17 protein-coding genes are annotated in these 20363 nt (G+C 66.3%); 10 read left to right on the top strand and 7 right to left on the bottom strand.

What is annotated here, in order from left to right; genetic code table 11:
* Positions 1 to 101: 101 nt before the first annotated feature.
* Both HZZ13_RS15640 and HZZ13_RS15635 read left to right on the top strand, forming a co-directional pair.
* The gene (locus tag HZZ13_RS15640; protein WP_197960454.1) at positions 102 to 1079 is read left to right on the top strand and encodes an aldo/keto reductase; all 978 of its coding nucleotides are present in this window, start codon (positions 102 to 104) and stop codon (positions 1077 to 1079) included.
* 3 nt (positions 1080 to 1082) lie between these two features.
* Positions 1083 to 1934 carry an amidohydrolase family protein gene (locus HZZ13_RS15635; RefSeq protein WP_197960453.1) on the top strand — a complete coding sequence of 284 codons (852 nt, stop codon included), beginning with the start codon at positions 1083 to 1085 and terminating at the stop codon, positions 1932 to 1934.
* A 149-nt stretch (positions 1935 to 2083) separates the two neighbouring features.
* Here HZZ13_RS15635 and HZZ13_RS15630 read toward each other — a convergent pair whose 3' ends face one another.
* A complete protein-coding gene (locus HZZ13_RS15630; protein ID WP_197960452.1) occupies positions 2084 to 3313 on the bottom strand; it encodes an ABC transporter substrate-binding protein in 1230 nt (409 codons plus the stop codon).
* Between the two features lie 115 nt (positions 3314 to 3428).
* A complete protein-coding gene (locus tag HZZ13_RS15625) occupies positions 3429 to 4355 on the bottom strand; it encodes a class I SAM-dependent DNA methyltransferase (RefSeq protein ID WP_197960526.1) in 927 nt (308 codons plus the stop codon).
* A gap of 172 nt (positions 4356 to 4527) precedes the next feature.
* Here HZZ13_RS15625 and HZZ13_RS15620 point away from each other — a divergent pair, with 172 nt between their 5' ends.
* The 5 genes from HZZ13_RS15620 (at position 4528) to HZZ13_RS15600 (ending at position 9941) form a co-directional block, all read left to right on the top strand.
* A complete protein-coding gene (locus HZZ13_RS15620; protein WP_197960451.1) occupies positions 4528 to 5565 on the top strand; it encodes a ligase-associated DNA damage response exonuclease in 1038 nt (345 codons plus the stop codon).
* Positions 5562 to 7223 (top strand): ATP-dependent DNA ligase, encoded by a 1662-nt coding sequence (locus tag HZZ13_RS15615; protein ID WP_197960450.1) that lies wholly within the window; start codon positions 5562 to 5564, stop codon positions 7221 to 7223. The genes HZZ13_RS15620 and HZZ13_RS15615 overlap by 4 nt, the downstream gene beginning before the upstream one ends.
* 291 nt (positions 7224 to 7514) lie before the next feature.
* The gene (locus tag HZZ13_RS15610; protein ID WP_197960449.1) at positions 7515 to 7820 is read left to right on the top strand and encodes a DUF6460 domain-containing protein; all 306 of its coding nucleotides are present in this window, start codon (positions 7515 to 7517) and stop codon (positions 7818 to 7820) included.
* A gap of 27 nt (positions 7821 to 7847) precedes the next feature.
* Positions 7848 to 8582, top strand: a complete 735-nt coding sequence (locus HZZ13_RS15605; RefSeq protein WP_197960448.1) for an MBL fold metallo-hydrolase — start codon at positions 7848 to 7850, stop codon at positions 8580 to 8582.
* 3 nt (positions 8583 to 8585) lie between these two features.
* Positions 8586 to 9941 carry an MATE family efflux transporter gene (locus HZZ13_RS15600; RefSeq protein WP_197960447.1) on the top strand — a complete coding sequence of 452 codons (1356 nt, stop codon included), beginning with the start codon at positions 8586 to 8588 and terminating at the stop codon, positions 9939 to 9941.
* 115 nt (positions 9942 to 10056) lie between these two features.
* On the opposite strand, the gene HZZ13_RS15595 is transcribed toward HZZ13_RS15600, so the two are convergent.
* Positions 10057 to 11154, bottom strand: coding sequence for a quinone-dependent dihydroorotate dehydrogenase (locus HZZ13_RS15595; protein WP_197960446.1), 1098 nt, complete (start codon positions 11152 to 11154; stop codon positions 10057 to 10059).
* The gene (locus HZZ13_RS15590; RefSeq protein WP_197960525.1) at positions 11151 to 11495 is read right to left on the bottom strand and encodes a DUF952 domain-containing protein; all 345 of its coding nucleotides are present in this window, start codon (positions 11493 to 11495) and stop codon (positions 11151 to 11153) included. The genes HZZ13_RS15595 and HZZ13_RS15590 overlap by 4 nt, the downstream gene beginning before the upstream one ends.
* A gap of 291 nt (positions 11496 to 11786) precedes the next feature.
* Here HZZ13_RS15590 and HZZ13_RS15585 point away from each other — a divergent pair, with 291 nt between their 5' ends.
* Entirely contained in the window at positions 11787 to 12443 is a 657-nt protein-coding gene (locus HZZ13_RS15585) for a S24 family peptidase (protein WP_197960445.1), read from the top strand.
* Positions 12444 to 12557: 114 nt separating this feature from the next.
* Positions 12558 to 13310, top strand: coding sequence for a carbonic anhydrase (locus HZZ13_RS15580; protein WP_197960444.1), 753 nt, complete (start codon positions 12558 to 12560; stop codon positions 13308 to 13310).
* A 105-nt stretch (positions 13311 to 13415) separates the two neighbouring features.
* On the opposite strand, the gene HZZ13_RS15575 is transcribed toward HZZ13_RS15580, so the two are convergent.
* From HZZ13_RS15575 to HZZ13_RS15565, 3 genes are all read right to left on the bottom strand, one after another.
* Positions 13416 to 15059 (bottom strand): lysine--tRNA ligase, encoded by a 1644-nt coding sequence (locus tag HZZ13_RS15575; RefSeq protein ID WP_197960443.1) that lies wholly within the window; start codon positions 15057 to 15059, stop codon positions 13416 to 13418.
* A gap of 367 nt (positions 15060 to 15426) precedes the next feature.
* The gene (locus HZZ13_RS15570) at positions 15427 to 18840 is read right to left on the bottom strand and encodes a tetratricopeptide repeat protein (protein ID WP_197960442.1); all 3414 of its coding nucleotides are present in this window, start codon (positions 18838 to 18840) and stop codon (positions 15427 to 15429) included.
* A 303-nt stretch (positions 18841 to 19143) separates the two neighbouring features.
* Positions 19144 to 19731: a PadR family transcriptional regulator gene (locus tag HZZ13_RS15565; protein WP_197960441.1), complete on the bottom strand. Its 588-nt coding sequence runs from the start codon at positions 19729 to 19731 to the stop codon at positions 19144 to 19146.
* Between the two features lie 198 nt (positions 19732 to 19929).
* Here HZZ13_RS15565 and HZZ13_RS15560 point away from each other — a divergent pair, with 198 nt between their 5' ends.
* Entirely contained in the window at positions 19930 to 20316 is a 387-nt protein-coding gene (locus HZZ13_RS15560) for a nuclear transport factor 2 family protein (protein ID WP_197960440.1), read from the top strand.
* Positions 20317 to 20363 lie beyond the last annotated feature (47 nt).

Genomic DNA, 20363 nt, shown 5'->3' with positions numbered 1-20363 from the left:
GCGCTGCCAGCCCCGCGCTTCTGCATGCCTCTCCCGCTTGCGGTTTCCGCAAGCGGGAGACATGATTTGGACTGGAAGACGACTGCTGGAAGGCAATGGGAATGAAAAGGTCGCGGCTCGGCGCTCTCGATGTCACATCGATCGGCCTCGGTTCCGCCCCGCTCGGCGGATTGTTCTCACCCGTCAGCGATGCCGATGCGCAAGCGACGATTGAACGCGCTTGGTCGCTCGGCGTTCGATTCTTCGACACTGCCCCGCTCTACGGCTTCGGCCTCGCGGAGCGGCGGATAGGCGCCTTTCTGCGGCAACAGAAGCGCGACTCCTACGTCATCTCGACCAAGGTCGGCCGCCTGCTGCGCGCACCGGATGGCGCTGCCCCGGAGGACGAGCACTACAAGGGCACGCCGCGCGAGCGGCCGGTGTTCGATTTCAGCTATGATGGCGTGATGCGGTCGGTGGAGGAGAGCCTGCAGCGCCTCGGCCTCGACCGCGTCGACGTCCTGCTCGTCCACGATCCCGACGATCATTACGACGACGCCGTCAGCGGCGCCTTCCGCGCGCTCCAGCGCCTGCGCGAGGAGGGCACTGTCAAGGCGATCGGCGCCGGCATGAACCAGTCCGGGATGCTGGTTCGTTTCGCGCAAGCCGTGCCGGTCGATTGCTTCCTGCTTGCCGGCCGCTACACGCTGCTCGACCAGGGCGCGCTTGATGCGCTGTTTCCGCTCTGCCAAACCAGGAACATCGGCATCCTGCTCGGCGGCGTCTACAACAGCGGCATCCTGGCCAATCCGCGGACGAGCGCGAAATTCAACTATCAGGATGCCGATGCGGCGCTCGTGGCACGTGCGCTGGAGCTGGACGAGCTCTGCCGCAGGCACGCCACCGAGCTGAAGGCGGCCGCGCTGCAATTCTGCATGGCCCATCCGGCGGTGACGGTCGCCGTGATGGGCGCGCGCAACGCCGCCGAGGTCGCCGACAACATCGCGATGTCCGAAAAGGCGGTGCCGCCGGCATTCTGGCAGGAGCTGCGGGCACGAAGGCTCGTCGATGCGCGCGCGCCTCTGCCGGGCGGAGCTTAAGGCATGATCGTCGATTCCCATCAGCATTTCTGGGATCCGGCGCGCGCCGATTATCCCTGGATGGAGGCGGACGAGCTGGCGCCGATCCGCCGTGCCTTCGGCCCGGCCGACCTCGCGCCGCTGCTACTGGCGAACGGCATCGAGGCCAGCATCGTGGTGCAATGCCGCTCCGCGCTGGAGGAGACCGAGGAGTTCCTGCGTATCGCGGCTGCGACGCCCTCGGTTGTCGGCGTGGTCGGCTGGGCCGATCTCACCGATGCTGCGCTCGGCGAAACGCTTGACCGGCTGCGCGCTCTGCCTGGCGGAGACAAGCTGGTCGGCATCCGCCACCAGGTGCACGACGAGCTTGACGCGGATTGGCTGCTGCGCGAGGACGTCCAGCGCGGTCTCACCGCGGTGTTCGCCCACGATCTCGCTTACGATTTCCTCGTCCGCAGCCGCGAGCTGCCCGCGGCTATCGCCACCGCCCAGGCCTTTCCGCACGCCCGTTTCGTGCTCGACCACGCCGCCAAGCCGCCGATTGCCGAAGGTGGCAGCGCGGAATGGACCGAGCGCATCGCAGCGCTGGCAGCCTGCGGCAATGTCTGGTGCAAGATCTCGGGATTGGCGACCGAGGCGGTGTGGGACGACTGGGATGCGGAACGGCTGTTTCCGTTCGTCGCGCACGCCGCAAAATGTTTCGGCGAGGACAGGCTGATCTTCGGATCGGACTGGCCCGTATGCCTGCTCGCCGGGAGCTACGGCGAGATCAAGACCGCGCTGGAGGCCTGCCTCGCGAGGCTCGGCCCGCGTGTGCGGGACAAGGCGTTCGGAGTGAATGCAGCGCAGGCCTATCGGCTGGCGATGGCCAGCTAGCTGCGCTTCCGCTCTGCTGGCAGAGCAAAGTCCAATTTGAAAATCAGCAGAGGCCGTCATGCCCGGGCTTGTCCCGGGCATCCACGTTCTTTGTGCTGCGTGGAAGGGCGTGGATGGCCGGGACAAGCCCGGCCATGACGATGTGAGTGCTATTCCGACATCGGCTTGTCGGAGATGTCCCAGTCTTTCCCGGTGAAGGTGGAGATGAACAGCGTCTTCATCGGCGTGTAGTCCTCGGGCGTGTAGCTGTAGGTGACGCCGTCGAGGAAATACGGCGAGTGGAAACCATGGAGGTTCGATGCCTGCTTCAGCACGTTGGCGCGGGTGAGGTCGTCGCCGCAGCGGCGCAGGATCTCGGCCATCGTGGCGGCCTGCCCGTAGCCGGCGAAGGCGATGGTGTTGTCGGGGTCGATCGCCGGCGTGTACTTCTTGCGCAGCTCCTCGAACGCCATCACGTCCGGGTCCTTCTCCCATTTGGGCAGGCCGACCTCCTTGTTGTAGCGGATCGCGACGATGCCGGTGGCGTTCTCGAGGCCCGCGGCATTGAGGATCGAGCGGCCGGTGGAGCCGGCGGAAAGAAGCTGCAGCGGCTTCCAGCCGAGCTCAGCCACTTTCCGGATCGACTGCGACGACGCCTTGCCGGTCGAGATGTTGTAGAAGACGTCGGCCCCCGACTTCGAGAGATTGACGAGCTGGGAATCGACGGTCGGCTCGGTGAGATCATAGGTCTGCTCCATGATCACTTGCGCGGTGCCGCCGGCATCCGCCAGCACTTTCTTGAAGGGTGCAAGGAAGTCGCGGCCGAAATCGTCGTTCTGGTAGAGGATGCCGATCTTGGCGTTCGGCTTCACGCTGACGACGTGCCGCGCCAGGATGCGCGCCTCGGTCGGATAGAGCGGCAGGCCCGCCATCGTCCACTTGAACTCTTTCGGATTATTCCACTTCGACGCGCCGGTGTTGAGCAGCAGCTGCGGCACGCCCTTGGAGTTCAGGTATTTGTGCACGGCAGTTTGCGGCGCGGTGCCGAGCGAGCCGTACAATGCGAGCACCTCCTCCTGCTCGACCAGGCGCCGCGTCGCCTCGACGCATTTCGGCGCGCTGTAGGCGTCGTCCATGGTGAGGAACTTGATCTTGCGCCCGTTGATGCCGCCCTTCTCGTTCAGCATCTGGAAATAGGCTTCGCCGACGCGGCCGAGCACGCCGTAGAGCGAGCCGGGGCCGGAATGCGGCACGGTCTGTCCGATCTTGATCTCGGTGTCGCTGGCGCCCGCATCGTACTTCTTCTCCGCGGCCCAGACGTAGGGCGCGGGCAATGTCGATGCTGCGATGGTGGCGAGTGCGCCGGCGCTGAAATCGCGCCGCGATGGATTCCTGGTCATTGTTGTTTTCTCCCTGATGCGCGCATTGTGCTGACATCGCAGCTCGGCTCGCAAGTGGGAAGTCGCAGCTTTGCGACGCAATGACGCTCAAATCGCCAGGCGTTAGCGCCTAGACTCAAGTTTTCTCGGCGACGACGACGAGGCCACGCACCGGCTCGTTGTTCTCGTTGCGCGGCGAGGCCGGCTCCAGCGTCAGCAGCTTCATCCCCGCCTTCGCGATGGCGCCGCGCACATATTCCGCGGAATGGGCATAACGCAGGCCATCGCCGAGCACGATGCCGTTGCCGTCATGCGTCTCCAGCGTGAAGGCGAGCACGCCGCCTGATACGAGCACGCGCCTGGCTTCGTTCAGCACCGGTGCGAGATCGGAGAGATAGACGAACGCGTCCGCGGCCACGACGAGGTTCGCGCTCGCATCTGGCTTGCCGCGCAGACCCTCGATCATGTCGGCGACTTCGAGCTCGGCATAGAGGTTCGTCGCCCGTGCCTCCTTGATCATGCCGGGCGACAGATCGATGCCGATGAAATGATCGACCTGCTTGGCGAAGGCAGCGGCCGCGAGACCGGTGCCGCAACCGAGGTCGATGGTGCGCTTGAAGTAGGCGGGCTTCTTGGCGGCGACGCGCGCCGCCAGCACCGCCTTGAAGATCAGGCTAGGGGCGCGATAGCCGAGATCGTTGATCAGCGCGTGCTCGAAGCGCGGCGCGTATTGATCGAACAGCGCCTGCACGTAGGCCTTGGGCATCTCCGCCATCTCGGCATCGCCGAGCCGCATCAGGTGCAGGCCGGCGCCGTGCTGGTCCCCGGGATCGCAGCGCCGCGCTTCACGAAAGGCCGCGATGGCCTTGTCGCGCTCACCGAGCTGCTGACGGATCTCGCCGAGCGTGAACCAGGCCGAGGTGAAATCAGGTGCGAGCTCGATCGCCTGCTCCAGCAGGTCCGCGGCGGCGGGCAGGTCGCCCTTGAGCTGAAGGTCGCGCGCGAACTCGAAACGGCGGTCGGCCATGAGATCGCCGGAGGTCAGGAACAGGCGGAGCGGCATTGAGGAACCGATTGTCATTGCCGGGCTTGACTCGCCTGCGGGGCCGAAGCCCCTCCGGCGCGGCGTAGGCCCGGCAATCCATCAAAAAAGCAACCTTCTAAGAGGATGGATGCGCGGGTCAAGCCCGCGCATGACAGCTTAATTTGAAGCGCCCACTTCCTATATCACCACCATGCGCGCGCAAGACATCCTGCTGCCAAATGCTGCCGGTCTGTGCTGCAAGCCCGGCGGCTTCCATATCGACCCTGTCCGCCCCGTGGAGCGGGCCGTGATCACCCACGGCCATTCCGACCATGCCCGCGCCGGGCATGGCGCCGTGCTGGCGACGCAGGAAACGCTGGACATGATGCGGCTGCGCTATGGCGAGAACTTTGCCGGCTCGACCCAGGCCATCCGCTATGGCGAGGAAATCCGGCTCGGCGACGTCAAGGTCAAGTTTCACCCGGCCGGCCACGTGCTGGGCTCGGCGCAGGTCGCGGTGACGTGCAAGGACACCTGCATCGTCGCCTCCGGCGACTACAAGGACGCGCCGGATCCGACCTGCACGCCGTTCGAGCTGGTGCCCTGCGACGTCTTCATCACCGAGGCGACGTTCGGCCTGCCGGTGTTCCGGCATGGCGATGCGAGCGACGAGGTCAAGAAGCTGCTCGCCTCCGTCGCGCTGTTTCCGGAGCGCGCGCATCTCGTCGGCGCTTACTCGCTCGGCAAGGCACAGCGCGTAATCAAGCTGCTGCGTCAGGCCGGCTATGAGGCGCCGATCTACCTGCATGGTGCGATGGAGACGATCACGCATTATTATCAGAGCCGCGGGATCGAGCTCGGCGAGCTCAAACCGGTGAAGGGCATGAAGAAGGCGGCGCTCGCCGGCACCATTACGCTGGCGCCGCCCTCGGCCACAGCCGATCTCTGGACGCGACGCTTTCCCGATCCGGTCACCGCCTTCGCCTCGGGCTGGATGCGGGTACGTGCCCGGGCGCTGCAGCGCGGCGTCGAGCTGCCGCTGGTGATCTCCGATCACGCCGACTGGGACGGCCTCACCGCGACCATCGCGGCGACCGGCGCCGGCGAGATCTGGGTCACCCACGGCCAGGAAGATGCGCTGGTGCATTGGTGCCGGAGCAAGGGCCTGAAGGCGCAGCCGCTCGATCTGGTCGGCTATGGCGACGAGGAGGAGAGCGAGACGCCCCTTCAAGGCGAGGCCGAAGCATGAACCGCTTCGCCGAGCTGCTCGACCGCCTCGCCTATGAGCCCGGCCGTAACAACAAGCTGCGGCTCATCACCGGCTATTTCCGCGAGGTCGGCGATCCCGACCGCGGTTACGCGCTCGCCGCGCTGACCGGTGCACTCAGCTTCAAGCACGCCAAGCCCGCGCTGATCCGCGATTTGATTGCCGCGCGCACGGATGAGGTGCTGTTCGGGTTGAGCTACGATTATGTCGGCGATCTCTCCGAGACAGTGGCGCTGATGTGGCCGAAGGCCACGCTCGCCGCCCACAACAACCCACCCCCGCCGAGCCTCACCGAGGTCGTCACCACGCTGCGCACGCTCGGCAAGACCGAGCTACCGAAGCAGCTCGAGCGCTGGCTCGACGAGCTCGATGAGACCGGCCGCTGGGCGCTGCTGAAGCTCGTCACCGGGAGCTTGCGGATCGGCATCTCCGCGCGCCTTGCCAAGACTGCGGCCGCGGCGCTCGGCGACAAGGACCCGCATGAGATCGAGCTGATCTGGCCGGGCCTTGCGCCGCCCTATCTCGACCTGTTCGCCTGGCTGGAAGGCCGCGGCGACAAGCCCGTCAACCGCGATCCCGCGCCGTTCCGGCCCGTGATGCTGGCGCATGCCATCGAGGACGGCGATTTCGCCGCGCTCGATCCCGCCGACTACATCGCCGAATGGAAATGGGACGGCATCCGCGTGCAGGCGGTCGCCGGGCGCGACGAGCGCGGCCATATCACCGCGCGGCTCTATTCGCGCACCGGCGAGGACATCACGGCAAGCTTTCCGGATCTGGTGCCGTCGCTGCGCCTGCCGGGCGCGATCGACGGCGAGCTCTTGATCCTGCGCGAAGGCCGCGTCCAGAGCTTCAACGTCCTGCAGCAGCGGCTCAACCGCAAGGTCGTGTCGGCGAAGCTGATCAAGGAATTTCCGATTCACCTGCGCGCCTACGATCTGCTCGGCGACGACGAGAACGATCTGCGCGAGCTGCCTTTTGCCGAGCGGCGCGAGCGGCTGGAGCGATTCATCGCAAAGCTCGACGATCCCCGCATCGATCTGTCGCCCACCGTGCCCTTCGACAGCTGGGAGGCACTCACCGCCGCCCGCGCCGACCCCGCCAGCGCCGGCGCCGGCGAGGATGCGGACGCGGTCGAAGGCGTCATGCTGAAGCGGCGCGATGCGCCTTATCTGCCGGGGCGGCCGAAGGGGCAATGGTGGAAGTGGAAGCGCGACCCGCACATCATCGATGCCGTGCTGATGTATGCGCAGCGCGGCCACGGCAAGCGCTCGTCCTATTATTCCGACTACACCTTCGGCGTCTGGACCGAGACCGAGAACGGCGAGGAGCTGGTGCCGGTCGGCAAAGCCTATTTCGGCTTCACTGATGAGGAGCTCTTGCAGATCGACCGCTTCGTCCGGCGCAACACCACCGAAAAATTCGGCCCCGTGCGTCACGTCGTGCACGAGGGCGACAAGGGGCTGGTGCTGGAAGTGGCCTTCGAGGGATTGCAGCGCTCGCCGCGGCACAAATCCGGCGTCGCCATGCGCTTCCCCCGCATCAGTCGCCTGCGCTGGGACAAGCCGCCGCGCGAGGCCGACCGGCTGGAGACGCTGGAGAGGATGCTGAAGGCCGAGCCGGCGGAGATCGATGTTTGAACTGTTGCCAAGAAGACGGTGCGCCCCCTCTCCCGCCTGCGGGAGAGGGTTGGGGAGAGGGCTGTCTCCGCAATGGGACGCTCCCCTAGAGGAAAGAACCCTCACCCGCGCCTTCGGCGCGGCCTCTCCCGCAAGCGGGAGAGGCTGGGGCCCCGCGGCCAGCAGCGCGCCACAACGGAGGCGGCGCATCTTACCCGAATTAAACTCCCGTAACCCGATTGACGCCCGCTTGCAGGTTCCCCATGTGCCCCGCCGTGCCTATAATGGGCTCGAATCCTTCAGGAGTTTGCGATGGTCCAAGACGTCAGAGATTTGCCGGCCGGCCGCAGCGACGGCCTGCATCGCTTTCTCGGCGGCTCGCCGCTGACTGTCGCGTTCCGCCTGGTGTTGCTCTCGATCCTGGTCGGCGTCGTGCTCGCCGCGATCGGCTTCGATCCCTGGAACATCATCCACAGCATCCGCCTCTTGTTCCAGCGGCTCTGGGACCTCGGCTTCGATGCGGTGAACTGGCTGTTGCGCTACTTCCTGCTCGGCGCGGTCATCGTGATTCCGATCTGGCTGCTGTCGCGCGTGTTCGGCGCGCCGCGCGGCCGGTGAGGATTTTATCGAGGGAGTGCGCAGCCGATGCAACTGCGTTTCGTCGGCTGCGGTGACGCCTTCGGTTCCGGAGGCAGGCTCAACACCTGCTTCCACGTCTCGGGGCGCGAAGCCAACTTCCTGATCGATTGCGGTGCGTCGGCGCTGCCGGCGCTGAAGCGGCTCGAGATCGACCGCGACGACATCGACCTCATTCTCATCACGCATTTCCATGGCGACCATTTTGCCGGCCTGCCGTTCTTTCTGCTCGACGCGCAATTCTCGCGGCGAACGCGGCCGCTGACGGTCGCAGGCCCGCAAGGCATCGCGCGGCGGCTGCGTGAGGTGATGGAGGCGTTGTTCGAGCATTCCTCGAAGACCAGGCAGCGCTTCGAGCTGAACGTGGTCGAGCTCGCACCCGGGCAAAGCCAAGACTTCGGCGCGGTGAATGTGACGCCCTATCCGGTCGTGCACGGCGAATCCGGCGGGCCCTTCCTGGCCTATCGCGTCGCGGCCGAGGGCCGCACGCTCGCCTACAGCGCCGATACCGAATGGACGGACACGCTCATTCCGCTGGCGCATGGCGCGGACCTTTTCATCGCCGAGGCCTACATGTACGAGAAGGTGGTCAAGAACCATCTCAGCCTGAAGACCTTGGAACAGCATCTGCCCGACATCGACGCCAAGCGGCTCGTCCTCACCCATATGAGCGACGACATGCTGTCGCGCCTGGGTGAAGTCGAGCACCTCGCCGCCGAGGACGGCATGGTGCTCGTGTTCTGAACGATGCACGCACCCGTCCATCACCGCGTCGGCAGTCGGCAGGTCTTTGCCATCGCAGGACCCGCGATGGTCGCGAACCTCACGACGCCGCTGATCGGCGTGGTCTCGACCACCGCGATCGGACGGCTCGACGATGCCGCGCTGCTCGGCGGCGTCGCGATGGCCTCCGTCATCTTCGACTGCCTGTTCTGGCTGTTCGGTTTCCTGCGCATGAGCACGCTTGCCTTCACCGCGCAGGCGCTCGGCGCCGGCGAGAGCCGCGAGCAGACCGTGATCCTGGTGCGCGGCTTCATCGTCGCCGGCCTGATCGGCGCGGCGCTGATCGTGCTGCAGCTGCCGCTGGCAGGCGCATTGTTCGACCTGATGGGCGGCAGCGAGGGCGTGACGCGCGCGGCAAAGACCTATTTCATGATCCGGATCTGGTCCTCGCCTTTCGCCTTCGCCAATTACGTCATCTTGGGCTGGCTGGTGGGGCAGGCCCGCGCCAATCCGGCCCTTGCGCTCCAGGTCGTCATCAACCTCATCAACATGGTGGCGACGATCCTCTTGGTGCTGGTCTACGACACCGGCATCGCCGGCGCGGCGATCGCCGCGGTTCTGTCCGAGTCGATCGGCTTCATGCTCGGCGTGATCGTATGCCGGCGCCATGCGGTCGGCGGTTTTGCAGTCTCTCGTGCAACGCTGTTCGATCGCGCCAAGCTGATGCGGCTCCTGGCTGTCAACACCGACATCCTGATCCGTACCGCGGCGCTGATCGCCGTGTTCCTGTTCTTCACCGCCAAGGGCGCGCGCGCCGGCGACGTCACGCTGGCCGCGAACTCCGTGCTCAACAATTTCCTCCTGGTCAGCGCCTTCTTCCTCGATGGCCTTGCGAACGCAGCCCAGCAGCTCTGCGGCCGCAGCTTTGGCGCGCGCGACGCCAAGGGATTTGCAGATTCGACCAGGCTGGTGCTGACGTGGGGGCTCGGCTTCGCAATCGTCGTCGCCGTGCTGTTCGCAGGCTTCGGCCCCGATATCATCAACGTCATGACGGCGAGCGAGGACGTCCGCCGCGCCGCGCGCGAGTTCCTGCCCTTCATCGTGCTGGCGCCGCTCCCCGGCGTATTCGCCTTCGGCTTCGACGGCATCTATGTCGGTGCGACCTGGGCGCGGGAGATGCGCAATCTGATGCTGCTGTCGCTCGCGATCTTCTTCGTCGTCTGGCTGGCGCTGCAATCGTTCGGCAATGCCGGCCTGTGGAGCGCGCTGATCGCGTTCTACGTCGCGCGCGGCGGCTTGCAGGGGGCGAGGTATCCGGCGCTGTATCGGGCGACGTTTGCGAAACCGCAGCTCTCGTGTCCCGGACGCGCTGCAGCGTGAAACGCTGCTGCGCAGAGCCGGGACCCATTCGTCATCGAGCTCGCTGTCACATGGGCCCCGGCTCTGCAGCGCACCGCTGAGTGGCGCTGCGCTGCGTCCGGGGCGCGAGACCGGCTCACAGCCCCGGCCAGTCTTCCGCCGTCAGCGTCGCCGCATCGGCGCCGACGATGTCGGCCAGCGAATCCCGCCCGGTTCGCAATAGCGTCGAGGTCAGGTCGCGCTTGATCTCGTCGACGAGGCCGAGGCCCTTGTAGACCAGCGACGAATAGAGCTGGATCAGGCTGGCCCCGGCGCGGATCTTGGTCAGCGCAGCGCCGCCGGAATCCACGCCGCCGACGCCGATCAGCGGGAATGCGCCCTCGACTCGCACATAGGTTTCCGCGACCATGCGCGTCGACAGCCGGAACAGCGGCCGGCCGGAGAGGCCGCCTTGCTCCTTCGCCCGCATCTCCTCGCGCAACGTGCTCGGCCGCGCGATCGTTGTGTTCGACACGATCATGCCGTCGACCCGGCGCGAGCGCGCGACCTGCACGACGTCGTCGAGCTGGGCGAGGCTCAGATCCGGCGCGATCTTGAGCAGCACCGGCGTGTCGCCGGCCTTCTGCCTGACACGCTCGCGGGCGTCGATCACGTGCGCGAGCAGATCGTCGAGCAGCGCGCCTTCCTGAAGGTTGCGCAGGCCCGGCGTGTTCGGCGAGGAGACGTTGACGGTGAAATAGCTCGCCACCGGCGCGAAGGTCTCGATCAGCTTGACGTAGTCGCCGACGCGGTCCGGCGAATCCTTGTTGGCGCCGACATTGACGCCGACGATGCCGCCGTGCTGCGCGCGCGCGGCAAGCCGGCGCAGAGCCGCCTCCGCGCCGTCATTGTTGAAGCCCATGCGGTTGATGATCGCCTCGTCGCGCTCGAGCCGGAACAGCCGCGGCCGCGGATTGCCGGCTTGCGGCTTCGGCGTCACCGAGCCGATCTCGACGAAGCCGAAGCCGAGCCGCAGCAGCGCGTCCGGCACCTCGGCGCTCTTGTCGAAGCCCGCGGCCATGCCGATCGGATTGGGAAAGTTCAGCCCGAAGGCGCGCACCGCGAGCTTGGGATCATCGGCACGCGGCTTGACCGGGGGCAGGAAGCGCAGGCCCTGGATCGCAAGGCGATGCGCGTCTTCGGGATCGAGCCAGCGCAGCACCGGAAGCGAAAAGGCGTCGAACGCGCGGATCACGGCAACAGCTCCGGAACATCGTGACCGCCATCGGAGCGCGTGTTGAGGTTCATCACCGCGATCACCGCGCCCAAATCGAGCTCGCCATAGAGATGGGGAAAGAGCTCGTCATTGCGCGAGCGTTCCCAGCGCAATTCGCTCCCGAGCGCATCGCCGTCGACCTCGACCAGGAACAGCGCGCGCTGCCCGAAATAGTGCTTGCGCAGGGTCTCGGGAACCTGGGCCGCGGTCGAGAAATGGATGAATCCGTCGCGCGCGTCGTCTGCGCTGCCCCGGTAGACACCCTGCCGTTCCGCCTCGCGCCAGGCCGAGGCCGGACAGATTTTGTAGATCTTGACCACCGCTACCGCAGCCTTGTTTGTTCTTTGAGTCTTTTGGGTTTTTTCGTCTTTCGCGGGTCCTCGAAACCCGGCGCGACCGTAAAGGCCGCCCCTTCCGAACTCAAGACTTAGAGCCTTTTCCGCACCGATGAAATCGGCACGCGCTCCAGATTGCTGTTTTGGCGCGTTTTCTTGACGCCGGTGGGCGCCCGCTTCGTTTGAAAGCACCGTCCTCCGCCGCCTCTTGCGCGAAAAACGGAAAACCGGTTGATTTGAGGACAGTTTCCTGAGTTGCGACGGGCTGGACCTTCCATGGTCAGACAGGCCAAAGCGCAGAGGATGCTGACTCACGACCAGATCTGGGCCGCGCTGGACCGGCTGGCGGCGCGCGCCGGGCTGTCGCCGTCCGGGCTTGCCAAGCGTGCCGGGCTCGACCCCACCACCTTCAACAGGTCCAAGCGCGTCACCGCCGACGGCCGCGAGCGCTGGCCCTCGACCGAATCGATCGCAAAGGCGCTGGCCGCGGCCGATGCCTCGATCGACAGCTTTGCCAAATTGATCGACGACGACCGCGCGGGCGCCGGCCGCTCGGTGCCGCTGCTCGGTTTCGCACAGGCCGGGACGAGCGGCGCTTTCGACGAGGCCGGCCTTCCATCCGGCAAGGGCTGGGGCGAAATCGCGCTGCCCGCCACCGAGGACAGCCACGCCTTCGCGCTGGAGATTTCAGGCGATGCGCTCGCGCCCGTCTATCGCGATGGCGACATCGTCCTGGTCTCCCCCGGCGCGCCGGTCCGTAAAGGCGATCGCGTGGTGGTGCGGAGCAAGGCGGGCGAGATGACGGTCGCGATGCTGAAGCGCCGCACGGCCAAGACGCTCGAATTGCAGCCGCTCGATGCGTCGCTCGCCGAGCGGACGATGGCGATTGGTGACGTCGGCTGGATCATGCGGATCGTGTGGGCGAGCCAATGATCGCGCGAGGGGACCACGACACCGTTCGCGTTGCGATCGCCATTGCGACTCACCGCGCCTCTCGCATAGGTTGCGCACCAGTTGCCGACCAAGTTCATCTTGAGGGGGAATACGATGAATCGCCGTCACGCATTGAAGGCCTTGGCGGGTCTCGCACTTTGTCCGTTGTGCAAGCCGGGCTTCGCCGCCGAAGGCGTGCATTGGAGCTATGAGGGCGCCGGCGGCCCGGCCAAATGGGGCGATCTCGACGCCGCCAACAAGGCCTGCGCCGTCGGCCTGCAGCAATCGCCGATCGACATCGAGGCGACGATCAAGTCGCAATTGCCGGCTCTGAAGCTGAGCTGGGGCAGGAGCGCCGACACCATCGTCAACAACGGGCACACTATCCAGCTCAACTTCGCCGAAGGCAGCACGTTGATGCTCGGCGACGTCAAGTACAAGCTGCTCCAGGTGCACTTCCACCGGCCCAGCGAGCACATGATCGGCGGCAAGAATTTTCCGATGGAGGCGCATTTCGTCCATCGCAACGACGCCGGCGGGCTCGCCGTGGTCGGCGTGCTCATGACCGAGGGCAGGCCGAATGCGGCCTTCGCCAAGATCGTCAAGACCATGCCGGCGGCGGAAGGGCCCGCGGTGAAGGCGGATGCGAGCATCGATCCGCTCGCCATGCTGCCACCGAAGCTCAGCTATTACCGCTATCCCGGCTCGCTGACGACGCCGCCCTGCTCGGAAGTGGTCGAATGGCTGCTGCTGACCACCCCGATCCAGGTGGCGGCAAGCGACGTCGCCGCGTTCGCAAAGCTGTACCCGATGAATGCGCGCCCGGTGCAGAAGGATAACCGCCGCTACGTGCTGCGGTCGATTTGAGTTGATCCCGTAGCCCGGATGGAGCGAAGCGCAATCCGGGACTGCTGATGCCGCTCGTGAAGACCCCGGATTACGCTTTGCTCCATCCGGGCTACAGATCTTCGCTCACGCGCTCCTTGCCAGCGCGCCGTCGATCATGTTGACCGCGTTCTGCACGCCGTAGACCGCGACGAAGGAGCCGAAGCGCGGGCCCTTCTCCTGGCCGAGCAGCACCTGGTAGAGCATGTTGAACCAGTCCAGCGTTACGCCGGGACGGCCGTCCTTGCCCTTCTTGACCTGGTCGAGGAACGGCTCGCGGCGGCCGATCTCGTAGACGACGTTCTGGATGTCCTCGGCCGAGGCGTCCTGCGGCAGCTGTGACAGCGCATCGCGCAGATCCTGCAGCGCGGCGCGCTCGCTGTCCGTCGGTACGCGGAATTGCTTCGTCGGCGCGACGAAGTCGCGATAATAGTTGATGGCATAGCCGACCATCGCATCCAGCTTCGGATGCGTCTGCGGACTCACGCCGGGCCGGTAGCGGCCGATGAAGCCCCACAGCGTCTCGGCGTTCTCCGCGTTCGACGACGACACCAGCGTCAGGAGCAGCTGGAAGGTAACGGGCATGTCGCCCTGCGGCGGCTTGCCGTTATGGATGTGCCAGACCGGATTGCCGAGCTGCTGCTTGCCGTCCTGCTTCGGAAAGCCGTCGAGGAATTGCTGGTAATCGTCGACGTTGCGCGGGATGACGTCGAAATAAAGCCGCTTGGCCGCCTTCGGCTCGCGATACATGAACAGCGACAGCGATTCCGGCGAGGCGTAGCGCAGCCATTCGTCGATGGTGAGGCCGTTGCCCTTCGACTTCGAGATCTTCTGGCCCTTCTCGTCGAGGAAGAGCTCGTAATTGAAACCTTCGGGCGGCGTGCTGCCGAGTGCCTTCGCGATCGCGCCGGACAGCTTCACGGAATCGATCAGGTCCTTGCCGGCCATCTCGTAGTCGACGCCGAGCGCGACCCAGCGCATCGCCCAGTCGGCCTTCCACTGACACTTGACGTTGCCGCCGGTGACGGGCGTCTCAACTTCCCGGTTGGTATCGGGATCGACATAGGTCACCGTGCCGGCCGCAACGTCGCGGCGGATCATCGGCACCTGCAGCACGACGCCCGTGGTCTTGCTGATCGGCAGGAACGGCGAATAGGTGGCGCGGCGATCCGGTCCCAGCGTCGGCAGGATGATCGCCATGATCTTGTCGTAGGCGGCGAGCATCTTCAGCAGCGTCGCGTCGAAGCGGCCGGAGGTGTAATAGTCGGTCGAGCTCGCGAACTCGTAGTCGAAGCCGAAATGATCGAGGAAGGCGCGCAGCCGCGCATTGTTGTGGTGGCCGAACGACGGGTACTCGTTGGAGAACGGATCCGGCACCCGCGTCAGCGGCTTGCCGAGATGCTCCGCCAGCATCTCCTTGTTCGGGACGTTGTCGGGCACCTTGCGGAAGCCGTCCATGTCGTCGGAGAACGCCAAGAGGCGCGTCTTGATCTTGTCCTCGGTGAGCACGCGGAAGGCATGGCGCACCATCGAGGTGCGCGCCACCTCGCCGAACGTGCCGATATGCGGCAGTCCGGACGGGCCGTAGCCGGTCTCGAACAGCACCTCGTCCTTGGGGCTTTTCTTCAGCCGCGCGACAATGGCCTTCGCCTGCTCGAACGGCCAGGCGTTGGATTGTTCGGCGAGCGCGCGAAGATCGCTCGGGCTCATGCTGGGATCGATAACGGACATCAAGGGGCCTCCGGGCCGCGGAAAATAGCGATTTCCCCGCAGAATGCAAAAGTTGAGGGCTGCGCCCTAGGGCATTTCTCCTGGTGCTTACGGGAAAGGCTCCATCGGGCCAGTCCAGAGGAGAAGCCCCCCGCGCGCGGCAGGGCCATCGCATATGAGCTGCACACTTTTGGGCACACTAGTCGCAACACCGTCATGGCCGGGCTTGTCCCGGCCATCCACGCCTTGCGACGCAGTACAAAGAACGTGGATGCCCGGGACAAGCCCGGGCATGACGACCTCCAGTGAAGGTTTAAATGGGATGGCCCTTCAGGCGGAGAGGTGTACGGAGTCCGCGGCCCGCAGGCTCAATCGAATGCGATGCGGCTCAATGCGCCGCTGACGCCGAGCGTTTGGTCGCGACTGGCTTTGCGGCCGGCTTGGCGCTGGCCTGCGGTGCGATGTCCCAGCCGCCGTTCGGGGCCGCAACGTTGACGGCATCGTCGGGCTGCGGCTCGGCACTGAACGTCTGGATCGCAAGCTTGGCGGCGGCGAGCGATTGCGGGTCGAGGCGCTTGGCGACGTCGTCGCGCTTGCCGGCGGCATCCGCATCGCCCTGGGCGGCAGCTAGGCTGAACCATTTGTAGGATTCGGCGAGGTTCTGCTCGACGCCGATGCCGCGGGCATAGAGGATGCCGAGGTTGAACTGGCTGTCGGCCACGCCGCGATCGGCCGCTTTCCGGAACCACTGCGCCGCGCTCTTGTAATTGGCGCCGCGACCGCCGCCATCGGCATCGAGCACAGCGAGATTGTGCATCGCTTTGGCGTTGCCGCGCTCGGCGGCCTGGGTGTAGTAGCGGCGCGCGATGTCGGCGTCCTTCTTCACCCCCAAGCCCTTTTCGTAGAGCGTGCCGAGGCGGAAGGTTGCGGGGACGACCCCGGCCTGCGCCGCGCGGTCGTACCACTTCGCCGCTTCGTCGTAGTTCGTGGCGACGCCCTTGCCTTCGGCAAAGCGCACGCCGATCTCGTAGGCCGCGGTCGCATCGCCCTTCATCGCGGCGCTGCGCAAGGCCGGGCCGCCGATGCCGTCAGGCAGCTTCTCGCTCGGCGGCACCTGCACGAGGCCAAGCCTGGCGCGGCTCGTGCCCGACAGCGCGCCGGTGACGTCGCTGGAGGCCGGCGCCGGCACCGCCGCGGCAGGCGCTTGCGGGATTTCAACCGAGGCCGAGCTGCCGGAATTGGGAAGGGGCGCCGGCGCGGCATTGTTCTGCGACTGCCGTCCGATCGGCGTCGGCGACGTCATCGACGGGGTGATCTGCTCGGGCGCGGCCGGCTTGGTCTCGACCGGCGGCGGCGCGGGCTGCGGTGCCGGCTCGCTCGGGATGTTTTGCATGGCCTGCGGCGTCGGTGACGGGCTGCCGCCGTCGAGCAGGTTCATCGCCATCTTGAAGGTGCCGAGCACGATCACGACCACGCTCGCGCCAACCAGCAGCGAGCGGATTTTTGAGGTGATGGTCGAGCCACCTTCCTGGCCCTTCTCCTTGGCGCGGGCGATCGCGGCCTTGGCGCCACGGGCCGGCTTCTCGGGCGGCTGCGCGGCGGCGGCCTGCGCGGCGCGGCGCGCGGCGGCGATGAAGCTCGACGACGACACCGGCTCCTTCGGTGCGGCGGCAATTCCGCTGATCGCGCTCTCGGAGGCGGCGATGCGCTCCGAAGGCGTGGCGAGGCGTCCGCCCGGCCGTGTGCCCGGCTCGAGTGGGTGATCCGGCGGCAGTTCCGGCGCGAGCGCAGCGCGCGCAGTGTGCGGCTCCAGGATTTCGCTGATCGCGCGCGGCGGAACCGGCGGTGCCGCCGGCACGGGAGGTGGCGCGGCGGGGGCGGCGGCGTGGAATTCGCGCGGCGCGGCGACGAAGGCAGCCGGCGCCGCCTGCGCGGCAGCGGGATTGGGCAGCTCGGGCTTCGGATCGTGTTTCGGCGGCTGTGCTTGCGGCTGCGGCCGCGGCTCGCGCGCCATCGGCGCCGGCTCCATCGGGGCCGTCATCGCCATCGGCATCGGCTGCGGGGCGGGAGGCGGCGGCGCGGTGCGCACCGCGCGCAGATCGCCCTCGATCATCGAGAGGCGATCGACGACGTGGCCGAGCGCGCTGTGGACGGCCTCGAGCGAGTCCTGGGTATGCCGGTTGGTCTCGGCCTGGCTGAAGCGGATGTCGGAGAGCTCGCGCTTGACGAGGTCGACCATGCCGGAATCCGGCGGCGGCGCGGAGTTGCGGCTCTCGGCCAGCGCGGCGTAGGTCGCCTGCTGCCGTTCGAGGTGCCTGAGGATGTCGTGCAGCCCGTCCTCGACGCGGCTCAAATTGCCGTTGCGCGGATCGGCGGCGGCCTCGATCCGCTCCAGCAGATACGAGACCCGCTGCTCGAGATGGGCGAAGGTCGATGCGGAATCGTTGCCGACCTGCATGCGGTCGAAGCGGTCCGACAGCGCGCGGATCGCAGCTTCGAGATGCTCGGTGCTCTCGGACGGCTGCGGCCGCTCGCGCGTTTCCAGCGCCGCCGTGAGCGCCGCAATGCGCTGCTCCAGCACCGCAAAGCTGTCGCCGTGGCCGGCGGCGCGTGTGATCTGGTCGACCTTGGACGACAGCAGCTGCACGTCTTCGGACAGACGCGCGAGCGCCTCGTTGGAGGCGACGTTGGAGACGATGGCGCGCAGCGCGGAGATCGCGCCCTCGAGCTGCTGCACGGTCGAGGGATCGTCATTGGCGCGCAGGATCAGGTCGAGCTTGGCACCGAGATTGCGGATCGCCTCGTCGTAGCCGGTAAGCTGCTCAGCCGGCGTCAGCGTGCGCAGCACCTGCTTGATGTCGGACAGTGCGCGCTCGATGCCGGCAAGAACCTGCCCGTCGGTGCCGTTGGAGCGGGTCTCGTCGATCCGGCGATGCAGCGAGCGGATCTCGTTCTCGATCGACTCGATCGCGCGCCGCGGCATCGCCTCGGTGATGGCGGCGCGGATTTCGGCCAGCTCGCTGCGGAAGGCGGCGATCGCCTGCTCGGTATTGTCGGGCCGCTGCAGCGATTCGATCTGGCTCGTGATCTTGAGCAGATGGCGCTCGAGCGAGGAAAAATCCGGCTGCGGTGGCGGCGGCGCATAGGCAGGGGCGGGCGGCGCCATCGGCGGCGCGTAGGGAGCCGTTGGCGCAAGCGGCGGCGCAGCACGCGGCGGCATCTGCCGCGGCGTAAAGCCGTCGAGCTCGCTCTGGCGCGCAGTGATCTCGGCGACCGCGACGTCGAACGAGGCCGGGCTCAGGGGTGGTGAGCTGCGATAGACCTGCGCGGCTGCGCGCTCGACGGCATCGGCCTGGCGCTGGCGCGTCTCGGCCAGGGTGGGGCGAGGGGCCTGCGGCTGCTGCGGTTGCCGCTGCGGGCGGGAGATCTGCGACAGCCGCGCGTCGAGCCGCGAGATCGCGTCGTTGAGCTGGCGCGCGACGCCCTGCTCGCGGGAGACGTCTGGTCTCGAGGAGTCTTGTCGTGAGGAGTCTTGGCGCGGCGCCGGTTTTGAGATCCGCTCGATCTGCTGGGTGATCGCGTCGAGCCGCTGGTGGATGTCGGCGACTTCGCGGCTCTCCTGACTCGACATGTGCTGCGGACGCTGATCGTAAGGTCCGCGGAAATTGGGTGGGGCAGTTTCGCCGAGCGTGGAGTTCAGCCAGTCGTTGAGCGACATGCCGGCGCGCCGCGCAGCAGCCTCGGCCCGCTCCCGGACGGATGGATCGATGCCGTCGACACTCCACGATACGCGCGAATTCATGACTCTGTCCGGTTCCGACTTCGGCACCCCACCCGGCGCCTCCAGCTTCCCCACGCGTGCCGGTTGTAAAGACAATCGAATTTGGCGCGGGTCGTCTGCCTCGAAAACCGACTTTTTCCTGTTACGGTAAATAACGAGTTAAGGAATGCGGCGCGGCTGTCTTAAAGTTGGGCGGCGGGAACTTGGGCTCTTGCAAAGGCTGCGTAGCCCGGATGGAGCGCAGCGTAATCCGGGGCCGGCGTCGGCTGCACGAATCCCGGATTTCGCTGCGCTCCATCCGGGGCTACGGACCGTCGCTTTCCCTCAGCCCTTCTCCCGCTTGCCATCCTCCAGCGGCACCACGGCGGCCTTGCCGCTCATCGCCGAGAGCGCTTCCAGCGCCTCTTCGCAGAAGTCGGCCACCATCTGCTCGTGGCGGGCGCCGAGCTGGAGCAGCAGCAAATTACCGAGGTCGAGCCGGCCTTCCGCCGTGCCGTCGGGAAAGCGCTTCTTCAGGATGCGCTCGTAATTGGCGTGGCGGTCGCGGTGGTGCTCGAGGCGCGCCATCAGGTCGGTGCGCATGGGCTCGATGTCGATGCTGTCGAGCGCGTGCAGCCGCACCAGGAGGTCGTCCTTGATCGAGGGCGGCGTGCTGGGCCGCGCGGCCCAGTGCCGCAGTGCTGTTCGGCCCTCGGGAGTCAGCGTATAGATCAGTTTATTGGGCTTGCCTGTTTGCACGACCTCGCGGCCCTGGATGTAGCCGCGGTCGCGCAGCTTGGAGAGCTCGCGGTAGATCTGCTGATGATCGGCCTTCCAGAAGAAGCCGATCGAGGAATCGAACGTCTTGGCGAGCTCGTAGCCCGTCATCGGGCGTTCCGTCAGACATGCGAGGATTGCGTCGCCGAGTGCCATGACTGGCCTTCCTGTAAGGGTTTGACCAAGTTGCTTGACTTTATGCGCATCGGCGCATATGCGTCAATGTGCATATGAGGCAGCGTGCAGGCGGGCAAAAAGTCCGACTGAAAAAATCCAATGAAATCAATCTCATCGCTACTGTGCATGGGGTTGTTTTCGTAATTTTTGCCCTGGCCTTGAGGGAGGCACCCGAGAATGACCGGCCTCGATTCCTGGTACGCCTACATGAAGTCTCACGACCGCACCGCGCTCTGGGACCTCCTGCATCCTGATGCCGTGTTCGAAAGCCCCGTCGTGCACACGCCGCAAGCCGGCCGCGACATCACCTTCAAATACCTCTCCAGCGCCGAGAAGGTGCTCGGCGGCCCCGGCTTCACCTATGTCGGTGAATGGCGCAGCGACAATGGTGCCGTGCTCGAATTCAAGAATGTCATCGACGGCATCGAGATCAACGGCGTCGACATCATCAGCTTCGATGCCGAGGGACGCATCACTCACTTCAAGGTGATGGTGCGTCCGCTCAAGGCGATCAACATGCTGCACCGCCTGATGGCGGAGCAGCTTGCCGCCGCCCAATCATAAGCCCAACATCCCCTTCAAGCCCCAATACTTCAAGGACATGCCGGGAG

This window comes from Bradyrhizobium agreste (genome assembly GCF_016031625.1).
Taxonomy (GTDB): Bacteria; Pseudomonadota; Alphaproteobacteria; order Rhizobiales; family Xanthobacteraceae; genus Bradyrhizobium; species Bradyrhizobium agreste.
The sequence above is the reverse complement of the archived record's forward strand: the minus strand, read 5'-3'. Positions and strand labels throughout refer to the sequence as shown.